This is a genomic window from Gilliamella sp. X-57, from assembly GCF_057063565.1.
The window spans coordinates 17587-33170 of sequence record NZ_JBXSQI010000023.1; the positions used below are offsets into that span (position 1 = coordinate 17587).

Annotated in this window: 12 protein-coding genes; all 12 read right to left on the reverse strand. The window is 35.9% G+C overall.

The features are described 5' to 3' along the window. Window positions 1-303: 303 nt before the first annotated feature. Window positions 304-1419, reverse strand: a complete 1116-nt coding sequence (ribD, locus tag ACYIAL_RS10650; RefSeq protein ID WP_483751660.1) for a bifunctional diaminohydroxyphosphoribosylaminopyrimidine deaminase/5-amino-6-(5-phosphoribosylamino)uracil reductase RibD — start codon at window positions 1417-1419, stop codon at window positions 304-306. A gap of 8 nt (window positions 1420-1427) precedes the next feature. Next, window positions 1428-1880, reverse strand: coding sequence for a transcriptional regulator NrdR (nrdR, locus tag ACYIAL_RS10655; RefSeq protein ID WP_065587000.1), 453 nt, complete (start codon window positions 1878-1880; stop codon window positions 1428-1430). A 229-nt stretch (window positions 1881-2109) separates the two neighbouring features. Further along, window positions 2110-3399: a threonine synthase gene (gene thrC / locus ACYIAL_RS10660; RefSeq protein ID WP_483751661.1), complete on the reverse strand. Its 1290-nt coding sequence runs from the start codon at window positions 3397-3399 to the stop codon at window positions 2110-2112. 113 nt (window positions 3400-3512) lie between these two features. Continuing rightward, complete coding sequence (gene thrB, locus ACYIAL_RS10665) at window positions 3513-4451, reverse strand: homoserine kinase (RefSeq protein ID WP_483751662.1); 939 nt, start codon at window positions 4449-4451, stop codon at window positions 3513-3515. After that, entirely contained in the window at window positions 4452-6908 is a 2457-nt protein-coding gene (gene thrA, locus ACYIAL_RS10670) for a bifunctional aspartate kinase/homoserine dehydrogenase I (RefSeq protein WP_483751663.1), read from the reverse strand. 345 nt (window positions 6909-7253) lie between these two features. Then, window positions 7254-7583 (reverse strand): hypothetical protein, encoded by a 330-nt coding sequence (locus ACYIAL_RS10675; protein ID WP_483751664.1) that lies wholly within the window; start codon window positions 7581-7583, stop codon window positions 7254-7256. Between the two features lie 139 nt (window positions 7584-7722). Continuing rightward, window positions 7723-8478: an SDR family NAD(P)-dependent oxidoreductase gene (locus ACYIAL_RS10680; RefSeq protein ID WP_174796630.1), complete on the reverse strand. Its 756-nt coding sequence runs from the start codon at window positions 8476-8478 to the stop codon at window positions 7723-7725. A 177-nt stretch (window positions 8479-8655) separates the two neighbouring features. After that, window positions 8656-9108, reverse strand: a complete 453-nt coding sequence (gene uspA, locus ACYIAL_RS10685; protein ID WP_065637249.1) for a universal stress protein UspA — start codon at window positions 9106-9108, stop codon at window positions 8656-8658. A 65-nt stretch (window positions 9109-9173) separates the two neighbouring features. Further along, entirely contained in the window at window positions 9174-10688 is a 1515-nt protein-coding gene (gene pitA, locus ACYIAL_RS10690; protein WP_174796631.1) for an inorganic phosphate transporter PitA, read from the reverse strand. Between the two features lie 68 nt (window positions 10689-10756). Beyond that, entirely contained in the window at window positions 10757-11728 is a 972-nt protein-coding gene (locus tag ACYIAL_RS10695) for a bile acid:sodium symporter family protein (RefSeq protein ID WP_174796632.1), read from the reverse strand. Window positions 11729-11793: 65 nt separating this feature from the next. Further along, a complete protein-coding gene (gene rpoD / locus ACYIAL_RS10700; protein ID WP_483751665.1) occupies window positions 11794-13632 on the reverse strand; it encodes an RNA polymerase sigma factor RpoD in 1839 nt (612 codons plus the stop codon). An 81-nt stretch (window positions 13633-13713) separates the two neighbouring features. Next, complete coding sequence (gene dnaG, locus ACYIAL_RS10705; RefSeq protein ID WP_483751666.1) at window positions 13714-15495, reverse strand: DNA primase; 1782 nt, start codon at window positions 15493-15495, stop codon at window positions 13714-13716. Window positions 15496-15584 lie beyond the last annotated feature (89 nt).

Sequence of the window (15584 nt, forward strand, 5' to 3'; positions counted from 1 at the left end):
TTTTTTAGATTTGAAATATTTAAACCTATTATCGATAATGCTCTTATTATTAACTATTTCCAATAATACTAAATTCTTTTTAAAGCTAAGGCTAAAGATAATAAATGGTTCACCGATATCAGAATAATAACGTTTATCATCTTCATTGATATGATGTTTAAATATCTAGTTACGATTGAAGGTATCAGTTAAAAACAAACAGACGTCCTAATTTAAAATCAAAACCTAGATTTGTAGTTTTATAATGAAGCCCATTTTAGCTTTCGACTATATCGTTTAATAGATGATTTTTTGTTAATAGAATTATATCCGTTTTAAAATAACTCGCAGATCTTCGCCCACCATAACAACTGATTCAAATCGAAAATTTGGCGCCATTGACAAATTGTGTAAGTTAGGCAATATACACATATCTTTTGCATTATGACCAAGTAATTTAGGCGCGTAATAGATAATCAATTCATCAACTAAGTTTTGTTCTATTAGAGCACCAGCTAGCTGAGCACCCGCTTCAACCCAGACAGAATTAATACCTTTTTGACCTAAAATTGTCATTAAATGCACTAAATCAATATTATTTTTGGGTGAGGATTCAACTATTAATTGGCTGTTAGGCTTATTGATGGAAATAGCTTGCTTCCGCACTACCCATATTTCGCCTAATTGCTTAAAAAGATTCTCATCACCGGTTAATTGATTTTGACCATCAATAATGACACGAATGGGCTGCCGAATTTTTTCGGCGGAATAAACTTGTTTTATATCATCAGGTAATTCAGCATGTCTAACCGTTAAACTCGCGTTATCGGTTTGTACCGTCATGCGAGTACTTAAAATACAACTTGCCTGTGCCCTAAACTGCTGTACATCTTGTCTTGCCGTGCTTGATGTGATCCATTTGCTTTCGCCCGATGCCATTGCTACTTTACCATCAAGAGAAGTGGCAAGTTTAAGTTGTACATATGGCAATCCAGTTCGCATTCGTTTTAAAAAGCCTTGATTGAGAGTTTCAGCCTGCCTATTTAATACCCCAACAACCACTTCAATTCCCGCATCACGCAATCGTTTTATACCATTGCCCGAAACATTTGGATTGGGATCTTGCATGGCAATAACAACACGCCTAATTTGCGATTTGATTAGGGCATCGGCACAAGGTGGCGTTCGACCAAAATGGCTACAGGGTTCTAGTGTTACGTATGCTGTAGCATCTTTAGCATTATTCCCTGCCATCTGTAGTGCATAAACTTCGGCATGTGGGAGCCCTGCTTTTTGATGATAACCTTTACCAATGATGTGATTATCTTTTACAATCACACAACCAACATTAGGATTTGGTGATGTGGTAAAACGACCAAGCTTAGCTAGCTCAATCGCTTGTTGCATATAAAAATAATCATTGTCGTTTATCATCGTCATTTGGGGTATTATTTCTGTTGTAGCTTGGCAATTTCATTACTAAATTGTTCGATATCATCAAAACTAAAATAGACCGAAGCAAAACGAATATAAGCAATTTTATCTAAGTTTTTGAGTTCTTCAATCACATAGTCGCCAATTAATTTTGCTGGAACTTCGCGTTCACCAGTTGCTCTAAGTTTAGATTTTATACGTGTAATAGCATCTTCAATGGCATCAAAACTCACTGGGCGTTTTTCAAGTGCCCTTTTGATACCATTACGTAATTTATCTTCATTAAATGGTTCACGAACTTTATTGCTTTTAATGACATTAGGCATAATTAATTCAGCAATTTCAAATGTGGTAAAACGTTCATTGCACTCGACACACTGGCGACGGCGACGCACTTGATATCCTTCACCGACAAGACGTGAATCAATCACCTTTGTATCATCTGCATTACAAAACGGACAGTACATAACAATATCCTTATAATGACATAATTAAGCTTACAATAGCTGAAAATTTTAATTTAAACAAGGTTGATTAGTATCTTCTATTTTTAGATGGGGTAGTACAAGTAAATTTAAGCATTGAAAATGAAGATGATGACTGTGAGGATAAAATTGGCTAGTCAATCAAGTAAACAAATTGGGGCACTATCATTAAGTAAAAAATGCCGTCGCCTATTGGGCAACGGCACAATATTTACCAATCTAAGTTAATTAAAAAATCACGTAATTTGGCAAAATCATCAGGCATATTATGGGAAAGTAATGTCATATCTGCGCGTTCCGCTAGCGCTTTTGGTAGTGGAATTGACTTACCAAGAATATCTTCAACCACCTCTTTAAATTTAGCTGGATGTGCCGTACCTAAAAACAGACCATATTCACCGTCTTGCAGTTGATCACGTAATGCACGGTAAGCAATTGCACCATGGGGCTCTGACAAATAGTTTTTTTGATTCAGTTCACGAACGGTCTGCTTAACAACTTCATCAGACACAGCAGCATGACCAAGTGATTTAAGTGCCCAACCTTCTCTTTTATAAATTTCCTCAATTCGAGGCCAATTATTAGGTTGGCTAACATCCATTGCATTAGATAGCGTTGCAACTGTTGCGTGAGGTTCCCATTTTCCGGTTTCTAAATATCGTGGTACGGTATCATTCGCATTTGTTGCAGCAATAAACCGTTTAATTGGTAAGCCCATCGTTTTTGCTAGCAAACCAGCAGTTAAATCACCAAAATTACCACTGGGTACTGAAATCACAAGTTGTTCACGTTGCTTAGGCGTTAGTTGTGCATAAGCTTCAAAGTAATAACAAATTTGCGCTAGTAATCGGCTAATATTGATAGAATTAGCAGAATTCAAACCAATGTTATTTTTTAATTCCTCATCATCAAATGCTTTTTTAACTAATGTTTGGCAAGCGTCAAAATCGCTTTGAATCGCAATAGTATGGATGTTATCACCAAGTGTACAAAAAAGTTTTTCTTGTAATGGGCTAATTTTTCCCTCGGGATATAAAATTACGACCCGAATATTAGGTAAATGATAAAATGCATGGGCGACAGCGGCTCCAGTATCACCAGATGTAGCGGTTAAAATAGTAATTTTTTTATCTGCTGCAACTTGGACTAATGCTTGCGCCATAAAACGTCCACCAAAATCTTTAAATGCGAGCGTTGGCCCGTGATAGAGTTCTAGTGAGCCAATATCTGCTTCTACCGATTTTACAGGTGCAGGAAATTGGAACGCATTGTTAACGAGCCTATGCATATCATCAAAGCTGATCTCATCACCAATAAAAGCAGATAAGATTTTAGCACTACGAGTCACAAAATCGAGTTCTAATAATGATTCAATTTCGTTTATAGAAAATTTAGGTAGCTCTTGAGGGAAGAATAGACCTTGCCCTCTTCCTAATCCTTGTTGCACCGCGTCAGCAAAACTAACTTGCTGGTAATGATCTTTTAAGTTATATAATTTCATAATATATTCCAGTTATCTTTATGCTTTAATTTTGTGCTTTTTCTGATATTAACTTAATCAGCAAAAAGTTGGCGTCTTCTTAGATTTAACCCGATTTTTTATAATCAATAAACTTAGATCACTCTTGCTCCTTGGGCATCTATTTTACAAATATGGGTAAAACCTTCATCATTTTGTAAATAACAATGTTTAAGCAGTGATTCAATTTGCTGAGCAGTTTCCAGTTTATCGGCAATCACAAACATTGTTGGACCAGAACCGGAAATACCCGATGCCAACGCACCAAGTTGTTTAACCCGTTTTTGTGTTTCATCAAAGTGAGGCAATAGCTGTTTGCGATACGGCTCTGCAATATTATCAAAAAGCATTGTCGCAGCTAGCTTAGATTGCTTGGTATAACAAGCATGCAAGAACCCACCAACATAGCGCCCATGCGCTACACAATCAGCTTTTTGATACTGGGCAGGTAATATTGCGCGCGCATCAGCGGTTGAAACCTTAATGCCTGGATATGCCATTACCCAGTACCAATCTTCAAAATGAGGTATCGATTCACTAATGATGCCCATTTCATCAAGGATAAGTTGCATTCCACCCAAATAGCAGGGTGCCACATTATCATAATGCACACTACCAGAAATACGTCCTTCAAGTTCACCCATCATTGAAAGCATTTCAAACTCATTAAATGGTTTATCAAAAAACTCATTTAAAGCAACAAACGCCCCAACCACAGAGCAAGCGCTTGATCCTAGTCCCGAGCCAATTGGCATATTTTTTTCAAGCGTCATACTGACAGGCAATTTTTTACCCATTGCTTGGCAAAAGCGCTGCCAACATTGATAAACAATATTATATTTAGGATTATCGGGTAGTTTTTTTACAAATTGACCTTTGCTAGTAAGGGAAAATTCATTAGCAGATTTAACGGTAATACAGTCCCCCAGCATCGCACCACTAATCGGGCTAATTGCTGCACCTAATATATCAAAGCCAACACTAATATTAGCCATTGATGCTGGTGCATAAACAGTTAAAGATTTATGACTCATTTAACCCCCAATTTTGCCAGATGTAGTTCGTAAAATATCAGCAAAAACACCTGCTGCTGTGACATCATTCCCTGCACCATAACCACGTAAGACTAAAGGAATTGGTTGGTAATAACGTGTATAAAATGCTAGGGCATTTTCGCCATTTTTGACTTTATAAAGAGGATCTTCACTATCGACAGCTTCAATTCTAACACTGCATTGATTATTTTCTATGCTACCAACATAACGTAATACTTTGCCTTGTTTTGCCGCTTGTTCTGATTTTGCTTTAAACTCTAAATCTAATTGCGGTAATTTAGCCATAAACTCATCAATACTACCTTGTGCATATTGATCAGGTAAAACCGATTCAACTTCGATTTGATCAAGTTCTAATTGTAATCCTGCTTCTCGGGCTAAAATTAATAGCTTTCTAGCGACATCTGTACCCGATAAATCATCACGAGGATCAGGTTCAGTAAAGCCTTTTTCTTTTGCCAATTTAGTGGCTTCGGACAATGACATGCCCTCATCAAGTTTTCCAAAAATAAAAGAGAGCGAACCTGATAATATGCCAGAGAATTTAATTAGTTCATCCCCAGCATTAAGTAAATTTTGTAAGTTTTCAATAACGGGTAAGCCAGCTCCAACATTGGTGTCGTACTGAAATTTACGTTTACTTTTTTCGGCTTCTTGACGTAAACGTAAATAATAAGCCATTGAACTTGTATTTGCTTTTTTATTTGGCGTGACAACATGAAAACCATTAGCTAAAAAGTCTGCATATTTATCAGATATTTCACCACTAGAAGTACAATCAACTAAAATTGGATTAAGTAATCGATTATTTTTAGCAAACTCAATAATTCCATCTAATGAGTAACTACTTTCACTGTGCTTAATTTGCTCTCGCCAATTTGAAAGATCGATACCATCGCGATTAACAACGTTATGTTTAGAATTAAATAACCCACAAACACGCAAATCGATCTGTTTATTTTTAAGCCATGCTTGTTGACGTTCGATTTGATCAATTAATGCACCACCAACACCACCAACACCAATCACAAACACATCAAGCATTTTATCAGTACCAAATAACATCTGATGTGCAACACGTACGCCCATCACGGCAACATCATTATCAACCACAACTGAAATAGACCGTTCAGATGAACCTTGTGCAATTGCAACAATATTAATATTGGCTCTAGCAAGCGCTGTAAAAAAGTTAGCCGATAAGCCTCGCAATGTCCGCATACCATCACCGACAACAGAGATGATCGCTTGTTTTTCGATCACTTCAATTGGTTCAAGTAACCCATCTTTTAATTCTAAGAAAAACTCATCACTTAATGCTTCTTCTGCGCGATACAGTTCAGTTTGGGGTACACAAAAACTGATACTATATTCTGATGAAGATTGAGTAATGAGTACCACTGAAATACCTGCATAAGACATTGCTGAAAAAACACGGGCAGACATACCAACCATGCCCTTTAATCCAGGACCAGAAACATTGATCATTGCCATGTTATTTAAATTGGTAATACCTTTTACTGGGTTTGTTGAATCAACCACATTTGCTCCAATCAGTGTTCCCGGTGCATCAGGGTTATTCGTATTTTTAATTAAACAAGGGATTTGGAACTGGGCAATAGGTAAAATTGTTCTTGGGTGAAGCACTTTTGCACCAAAATATGAAAGTTCCATGGCTTCTTGATAAGACATCGTTGTAAGTAGTTTAGCATCGGGTACAATACGGGGATCACAGGTATAGACACCATCAACATCTGTCCATATTTCACAGCTATTAGCACGTAAGCATGCTGCTAGTACCGAAGCTGAATAGTCTGAACCATTACGCCCAAGAACAACTAACTCGCCTTTCTCATTACCTGCTGTAAAGCCAGGCATTAAAATAATATGATCTTGTGGGATACGCATTTCACTAATGCGGTGTGAAGACTCTGCAATATCGACCGTTGATTCTAAATAGCTACCCTCTGCAATTAACATCGCGACTGGATTAATTACAGTAACTAAATGCCCCTTAGTCTTTAGTAGTTCTTCCATAATGGCGATAGAAAGTTTTTCACCACGACAGATAATTGATGCATTAATGCTATCAGGGCATTGACCTAATAAACCAATACCCTTAAGCAATTGCTTAATATTATTTAATTCATCAAGTGCAAAGCGTTTCATCTGTTCATAAGCAAAATTAGGTTGTGCTTTTGCAATGCCTTCTAATAAATCAGCAAAGATTTTTTCAGCATCATAGATATTATTTTGTATATCTTGCCCTGCAACTGTTTTTTCTACCATTGCGACTAAATGATTAGTAATTTTAGCCGGTGCTGATAAAACAGCTGCGTTTTGCTCTTGCTTAGCATTATTTTCAATAATCTCTGCAACGCGTAAAAAACGTTCTGCGTTAGCGACAGAAGTTCCTCCAAATTTTAAAACTTTCATATCACACCTTTACTTATTGTTCTAATTTATGCCCATTAAAATCCAAAATACCTTTTGCCAAAAGGCTAGCAATTTTAAAAATATTGCTATAAATATCAAAACTTTATATTTTATTTATTTTTATGCTTTTTGAACATATTTTTTATATAAACTAAAAACCCGCCTTTTTTGGCGGGTTTTTATATTTTTTAAGGGAAAATCAACCCGCCCTATATTGAATAATAGTGCTTAAGGTGCCAATAATGTTTGAAATAGTCATTATCATTTTCATCACTTCCCTAACTAAATTTATACTTTAAACGCTAAAAACAAAACAGCCCGACATTTTCATGTCAGGCTGTAATTTTAAAAAACTTTTTTACTGTTTTCGTACTCATGAACGACTTTATTCAAAGCTTGGTAGATGCTTTCAGTATCTTGTTTTTTTAATGCTTCATCAAGAATATTAAGGTACGATAACATTAACTTTTGATTGTCTTCTGCAAACGTAGGCGATATTTCCTGATCTTCATATAGCATGACATAAGTGCGCGCAAATCCAAAGATCAAAAAATAAACCGCTGCATTTTTTGGGTCTTCTTGAATCAATGTCCACATAGCGTTGCGCAGTTTCACATAGCTATCTGTACCCGGTAAGCTTGTTGCAAATGTTTTAGTCACTTCAGTAAATGTCATTACCATTAACCTCAATCAAAATTACAAGGGAAAAGAATAGCAATCCAAAGAAAGAAGTGCAAGTCTATTTTGTTTTTTATATCTATTTTTTAAAATTAAAGAATATCGATATTTATAATTTAATCCCGATGTTATTTGATTATTCACCTTCTTTGTAAACCGCTAATCCAGCTTGAGCTTGTGCAACAGGCATTATCTCAAGTGAATTAACATTAAAATGTGTTGGTGTATTAACTAGCCATGAGACAGTATTGGCGATATCATCTGGAGTTATATAATCAATACCCTTGTATACGGCAGCTGCTTGCTCATTATTTCCATGAAATCTAACATTAGAAAATTCAGTACCACCACATAATCCAGGTTCGATATTAGTCACCCTAATGTTTGTTCCTAAAAGATCGGTACGCAAATTAGCACTAAATTGTTTAACAAATGCTTTAGATGCACCGTACACATTTCCACCTTTGTAAGCATAGGTACCAGCTACAGAACCAAGGTTAATGATGTAACCAAAATTACGCTCAACCATACTAGGCAAAAGCTGATGGGTCAAGTGGATTAATCCAATTATGTTAGTTTGGATCATTGTTTCCCAATCATTATAATCGGCTTGATAAGCAGGCTCTAACCCCAAGGCCAATCCAGCATTATTAATTAAAATATCGACAGGTTGAAATTCTTTAGGTAGCTGCAACAATATTGACTCTACTGCATCTTTTTTTGTGATATCCAAAGCTAAAAAAGTAAAGTTTCTTCCCAATTCATCCGCTAGCTTTTGTAATTTTTCTGCACGCCTAGCGACACCTACCACTTTATAGCCATCTGCAATTAGCTTACGACAAATAGCTTGCCCAAATCCAGAAGATGCACCAGTAACTAAAGCGATATTCATATTAAATCCCCTTATTGACTATATAACAATTTGAGTGTATTTCCATAAATGCAATAGGTACAAACAAGAAAGTAGTAAATAAAAATATACTAAAACACATACTTTTCTGAAAGTTTTTTACAAATTATGAAATACTAATAAAAAACCCGCTAATTAAGCGGGTTGATATTTAACACTTCATTTAGCTGGTTCTTCCACTGGCTCTTCATCTTTTAATGGAACAATCAAAGTATCAATATGGGTATTATTGATAAGTTGACGAGCAGAAGACATTAATTTACTCCAGAAATCCTGATGATGCCCACACACAACCAGATCAATGTTATATTCGTGAATCGCTTCAATTAATACTTGGTCAAATTCCCCATTGCCCGAAAGAGTATGAGCGATAGGATAACCTGCATCATCCGCTAATTTATTTAATGCAAGATGTGCATCTTCGGTAATACGATCTTTCATATCATTCATATTGATATCAACTAAACCCGTGTAAAGATCTGAATAATTAATACCAACATGAATCAATGATATTTGAGCATTATATGGCCTAGCCATCGAAACGGCTTTTTCGACAAGAACTTCACTTTCAGGTGATAAATCAACTGCGACTAATATATGTTTATAAGCCATGATACTTTACTCCTTCCTATTTTTAACGCTCAAGTAAATTGAAAATCAGTACTCTACTTTTACTACTAAATTAATTTTTGAGCAAGCCAAAAAAGTGATCCAGATAACAAAATCGAAATTGGAAGTGTTAAAATCCATGTTAATGCAATACTTTTAATGGTTTTACTTTGCACGCCACCACCATCAACAATCATCGTCCCCGCAACCGATGAAGAAAGAACTTGAGTTGTCGATACGGGCATGCCGGTGTAACTTGCAATCCCAATTGATAAAGCTGTTGTGATTTGTGCCGATACGCCTTGTGCGTAAGTCATGCCTTTCTTACCAATTTTTTCACCGATAGTAATCGCCACACGACGCCAACCAATCATCGTCCCTACCGCTAATGCGGAGGCAACCGCAACAATAATCCAAATTGGGGCATACTCTACTGTCTTAAGTAAATCATTATTTAAAGATTTAAGATATTGTTTGTCTTCTGATGATACATTCGGTTGTTTGGCAACATGAGATACCGTATCAGATAAACATAACAATATACGTCTAGTTTGTGATCGTTGATCAACAGTCAATGAGTCGTAATCATTGATTTTGTTAAATAAGTGATTAGCAATCCCTAATGTGATAAATGAGCGTGAATAATCACAATGATATTTATTCAAATCGCCTTCTGGAATACTGGTGTCTAACGCAGGCTGCGTACCAATTATTGTATTTAAATCATCATTATGGGTAACAAAATACTCTTGAATATTGTGAATCGCATTACGAGTATTTGTAATATCATAGGTCGATGCATTCATGTTAACAATAAAGCCTGCAGGAGCAATGCCCATTAATACTAACATTAATAAGCCGATACCTTTTTGCCCATCATTAGCACCATGTGAAAAACTCACACCAGCAGCTGAAATTATAAGCATAATGCGAATCCAAAAAGGGGGTTTCTTTTTGCCATAGAGTTTTTCACGTTGTTCTGGCGTCATGAAAATACGTTCTCGTTTTTTGCTGCTTTTTTTACTTTGGCTTTTACGTGTCCAATATTTCCTCAACAAAAAGATCATCAAGCCTGCAATCACAAGACCTACAACAGGGGAAACAATTAATGATAAAAAGATATGAATCATCTTAGGAATATTAAGGGCATCTATTATTGATGTATCCATAATAAATGCGTTAGTCAGTGCCACACCAATAATTGAACCAATTAGGGTATGTGAGCTTGATGCTGGAATACCAAGATACCATGTTCCAAGATTCCAAATGATAGCCGCAAATAAAATAGAAAAGACCATAGCAAGCCCATGTGATGAACTTACATTAAGTAATAAATCAGTAGGTAATAGATGAACTATGGCATAAGCCACACTGAGGCCACCAAGCAAAACCCCAAAAAAGTTAAACATACCAGCCATAAAAACAGCGAGTTGTTCCTTTAATGCCCTAGTATAAATTACTGTTGCAACAGCATTAGCTGTGTCGTGGAATCCATTAATTGCTTCATAAAAGAGTACAAAAAACAGTGCCAAAACTAATAGTATAATGGTCGAAAATTCTAATTCAGCAAATAGATGTAACATAATATATCTTTCTGTTGTTAATAGCGGCCCTATTATCCTTGAGAATAGGGCAATGAGCAAAACAATTTTTAAATTTTTCGTTTTGCATAATGTGCAGCTAAAAGCGCACAAATCATTAATTGAACTTGATGAAAAATCATTAAGGGTAAAATCATTATGCCAATTATCGACATGGGAAAGATAATGCTAGCCATAGGAATACCGCTCGCTAAGCTTTTTTTGGAACCACAAAACACAATAGTGATTTCATCTTCTTTGTTAAAACCCAGTAATCTTGAACCATAAGTTGTTATTAATAAAACAATAATTAACAATATAATAGAATAAAAAATAATTGATAAAAGTGATAACAAACTAATTTGAGACCAAATGCCATTAGCAACGGCATCACTAAAAGCTACATATACAACTAATAGAATCGAGAATCGATCGGTTTTGGAAATGACACTTTTATATTTATCCACCCATTTGCCAATAAAGCGTCTTGATAAGTGACCAAGTAAAAATGGCAACATAAGTTTTAACATGATAGAAGTGATGGCATCTAGCATATTCATAGAATTTGAAGCTTGGGTATGCATCAATAAATTCACTAAAACAGGCGAAATAACCACCCCTAATAATGTTGATGCTGAAGCACTACAAATAGCCGCAGCCACATTGCCTTTTGCAATTGAGGTAAACGCAATAGCAGATTGAACGGTTGCTGGTAATACGCAAAGATAAACAAAACCTAAATAAAGATTTTGTGATAAAAAAGTGGGAACCAAAACTTGCATTATCACCCCAAGGATCGGGAAGATAACAAAAGTAGTCATAAAAATAACCAAATGCAATCGCCAATTTTTTATGCCAATAACAATTGCTTGAAAAGAAAGCTTGGCACCATGCATAAAAAAGAGTAAGCCAATAGCAAAGGTTGTGAGGTTTTCAAAAAAAACTTTGGTTTGCCCCTCACATGGGAAAAAGCTTGCTGTAATAACGACACAAATTAGCGTTAATAAGAATGGATCAAGTTTAAAACGTTGGAGTATATTCATAGCTTTTAGCTTAATTAGTTAAAAAAAATCGCCACAATTGTGGCGATCTAAATAGAAAATAAAGTTTATTCTAAGAAACTACGAAGCACATCGGATCGACTTGGATGGCGTAACTTACGCAAGGCCTTAGCTTCAATTTGACGAATACGTTCACGTGTGACATCAAATTGTTTACCGACTTCTTCTAGCGTATGATCTGTATTCATATCAATACCAAATCGCATACGTAACACTTTGGCTTCTCTTGGCGTTAATCCAGATAAGATATCGCGTGTCGCACTGCGTAAGCTTTCAGACGTGGCTGCATCTAACGGTTGCTCAAGAGCGGTATCTTCAATAAAGTCACCTAAATGGGAATCTTCATCATCCCCAACAGGTGTTTCCATTGAAATAGGTTCTTTAGCAATCTTAAGCACCTTACGAATTTTGTCTTCTGGCATTTGCATGCGCTCTGACAACTCTTCAGGCGTTGGTTCACGACCAATCTCTTGTAACATCTGACGTGAAATACGGTTTAGTTTATTGATTGTTTCAATCATATGCACTGGAATACGGATTGTTCTTGCTTGATCTGCAATAGAACGAGTAATGGCTTGCCTTATCCACCAAGTTGCATAGGTTGAGAATTTATAACCACGGCGATATTCAAACTTATCAACCGCTTTCATCAAACCAATATTACCTTCTTGAATAAGATCTAAGAATTGTAATCCGCGGTTAGTATATTTCTTCGCAATAGAGATAACGAGTCGCAAGTTAGCTTCAACCATTTCTTTCTTAGCACGACGTGCTTTAGCTTCACCAATAGACATACGTCGATTAATATCTTTAATTTGCTCAATAGAAAGATTAGTTTCTGTTTCAATTTGCTGTAATTGATTGATCTGAACTTGGATAGGTTCTTCAAATTCTTTCAAACTTACAGCAAATGCACTTTTAGCAGTTAATGCCTTATGATACCAGTTCATGTTATTTTCATTACCGGTAAAATGCGTCATAAACTGCTTTTTCGGCATTTTACATTGTTCCACACAGATCTTCATAATGGCACGTTCATGCGTTCTAACGCGCTCCATCATGCTTCTCATATTATTAACAAGAATATCAAACTGCTTAGCAACTAAACGGAATTGTTTGAATATTTCTGATAGATTTTCGATCTCATTTTGTGCTTTTTTATGAGCACGACCATATTTTTTTATAGCCTCAGAGGTTTTATCATGTTGCTCTTTTAATTCAGCAAATTTAGCTTTTGCAACTTCAGGATCGATAGAAACATCATCATCAGTTGAAGCATCGCTTTCTTCATCCTCGTTCTCATCGTCGCTATCATCAATGTCAATTTCGGTTTCACTAACTAACTCTTCAGGTAGTTCTTCCGCAACTTCTTCAGCATTCGGATCAACAAAACCTGTAATCAAATCAGATAAGCGAACTTGTCCGCTTTCGATTAAATTATATTGCTCTAAAAGATAGGTAATGGCTTCTGGATATTCGGATACTGAAGTTTGAACCTGATTAATACCATCTTCAATACGCTTAGCAATATCAATTTCGCCTTCACGCGTTAACAGTTCAACCGCCCCCATTTCACGCATATACATACGAACGGGATCGGTTGTTCTACCAATTTCTGACTCAACATTAGATAATACTAATGCTGTCGCTGCTTCAACGGCCTCTTCATCAGGGACATTATCGGAAAGTAATAACTCATCAGAATCTGGGGCTTCTTCAAGAACTTGAATCCCCATATCATTAATCATTTGGATAATATCTTCAATCTGATCTGAATCAATAATCTCTTCAGGCAAGTGATCGTTGACATCAGCATAGGTTAGGTATCCTAGCTCCTTACCTCGAATGATTAGGAGTTTAAGCTGTGATTGAGAATTTTGCTCCATAAAAGGTATCCACTTTAGTTATTTGGTCATCTATATTATATATGTAGAACAGTATCTGAAATCTACATGTACCCTATATATTTAGTCTTTTTTTGATAAAACAAGTATTAAAGTCGCCAATTCTTTTTTCTCTGCGGTACTTAAACCGGAGACTCTCTCTTTTGCGATTAGTTCATCTTGCCTTTGGACGAGTATGTTATCATACAACTCTTTTAAAGTATGTGAAAAAGTTGAATCTATTTCATCATCTTGATAATGACACTCCCATGTTGATAAACGATTTAATTGTTTATAAAACGGTCTATCTATACACTCTGTTAATATTTGTGCTGTCGTTATATTGGGATAACGTTGACATAATTCAAGTAATTCAATGAAGATCTCAATACCTGCCATTTTAACTTGGCGAATCACATTAATATCAGAAACTTGCTCAGCAAGATTAGGATATTGAAGTAATAAACCAATTAAAACACGCATAGTGGTTAATTTCATTTGTGATACAGGGGCTTTTTCTTTCGCCTTTTCATCACCTTTAGAGCGATTTTCATTCATTAATTGCTCTAGCTGAGAAACATCAAGCAAACCTAAATAATTGCCAAGTTTTTGTAATAAATTTAATCTGAAAGCTTTTGCCTTAATTTGATCAAGTAGCGGTAAAGCTAACGAGCTCAATTTAGCTTTTCCTTCAGCAGTTTTTAAATCAACCTGTTTCAAAAGTTCATCAAATAAAAACTTTGATAAATTTGAGGCCTCATTTAAATATTTTTCAAAACCCGCTTTACCAACTTTACGAACAAAACTATCCGGATCTTCATCTTGAGGTAAAAAAGCAAAGGTAATTTTCTTACCATCGATTAAGCAAGACAATAATACATTAAGAGCTCGCCATGCGGCACTTCGCCCAGCATTATCGCCGTCATAACAAAATATTACCGAATCTGTTGCTCTAAATAATAACTTAATATGTTCTTCTGACGTTGCCGTACCTAAAGAAGCAACTGCATAATCAATGCCATATTGAGCAAGCGAAACCACATCCATATAACCTTCAACCACAATGAGTTGTTGAGGATTACGATTCACTTCTTGTGTTTCATAAAGTCCATAAAGTTGAAAACCTTTATGGAAAATTGGGGTTTCCGGTGAATTAATATATTTTGCTGGGTCATTAATGATAGTTCGGCCACCAAATGCTATCACGTTTCCTTGCCTATCACGGATAGGGAACATGATTCGTGCCCGAAAGCGGTCATATTGATTACCACTATCATTGGTTACAAGCATTCCTGCTTGTTCATAAAGCACTGCTTCAGCTTTTGTTTTAACAATGTTTTGTGAAGTTAACCGCCAATCATTAGGGGCAAAACCAATTTTATATCTAGCAATAATTTCAGCGTTAAGCCCTCGATTTTCAAGATATTTTTGAGCATCAATAGATGTTGGTAATACTAATTGCTGCTGGTAGAAATCCGTGATTTTAGCCATCAAGGTATACAAATCACGACGTACATTTCGAGATTCAATATGCTTGGATTGATCTATTTGATTGTTATCACGATCAATATAAGGTACTCGAATCCCTTGCATACTAGCCAATTCTTCAATAGCTTCAGGGAAAGACAACCGTTCATATTGCATTAAAAAATTAACAACCGATCCCGATGCACCACATCCAAAACAGTAATAGATCTGCTTTTTCTCATTAAGCGAAAAAGAGGCTGTTTTTTCATCATGGAAAGGGCAGCAACCAAAATAGTTATTCCCCTTTTTTTTCATTTTAACGCGTTTACTAATCACATCAAGAATGCTAGTTCGAGCAATGAGATCTAAAATGAAATCGCGAGGGATATGACCTTTCATGATAAATTTTCAACCAATTTAGGTGTTATAGAAAGACAACAAGCCGTATCAAAAATACGGCTTGTTAGAATTCTTTATATTAAAAAGAT

What these genes read in the sequence shown, in the direction of transcription:
- rpoD (WP_483751665.1), bottom strand. Translation starts at nt 13,632, where the DNA reads ATGGAGCAAAATTCTCAATCACAGCTTAAACTCCTAATCATTCGAGGT.
- thrC (WP_483751661.1), bottom strand. Translation starts at nt 3,399, where the DNA reads ATGAAATTATATAACTTAAAAGATCATTACCAGCAAGTTAGTTTTGCT.
- pitA (WP_174796631.1), bottom strand. Translation starts at nt 10,688, where the DNA reads ATGTTACATCTATTTGCTGAATTAGAATTTTCGACCATTATACTATTA.
- uspA (WP_065637249.1), bottom strand. Translation starts at nt 9,108, where the DNA reads ATGGCTTATAAACATATATTAGTCGCAGTTGATTTATCACCTGAAAGT.
- nrdR (WP_065587000.1), bottom strand. Translation starts at nt 1,880, where the DNA reads ATGTACTGTCCGTTTTGTAATGCAGATGATACAAAGGTGATTGATTCA.
- ACYIAL_RS10680 (WP_174796630.1), bottom strand. Translation starts at nt 8,478, where the DNA reads ATGAATATCGCTTTAGTTACTGGTGCATCTTCTGGATTTGGGCAAGCT.
- ACYIAL_RS10695 (WP_174796632.1), bottom strand. Translation starts at nt 11,728, where the DNA reads ATGAATATACTCCAACGTTTTAAACTTGATCCATTCTTATTAACGCTA.
- thrB (WP_483751662.1), bottom strand. Translation starts at nt 4,451, where the DNA reads ATGAGTCATAAATCTTTAACTGTTTATGCACCAGCATCAATGGCTAAT.
- ribD (WP_483751660.1), bottom strand. Translation starts at nt 1,419, where the DNA reads ATGACGATGATAAACGACAATGATTATTTTTATATGCAACAAGCGATT.
- ACYIAL_RS10675 (WP_483751664.1), bottom strand. Translation starts at nt 7,583, where the DNA reads ATGACATTTACTGAAGTGACTAAAACATTTGCAACAAGCTTACCGGGT.
- dnaG (WP_483751666.1), bottom strand. Translation starts at nt 15,495, where the DNA reads ATGAAAGGTCATATCCCTCGCGATTTCATTTTAGATCTCATTGCTCGA.
- thrA (WP_483751663.1), bottom strand. Translation starts at nt 6,908, where the DNA reads ATGAAAGTTTTAAAATTTGGAGGAACTTCTGTCGCTAACGCAGAACGT.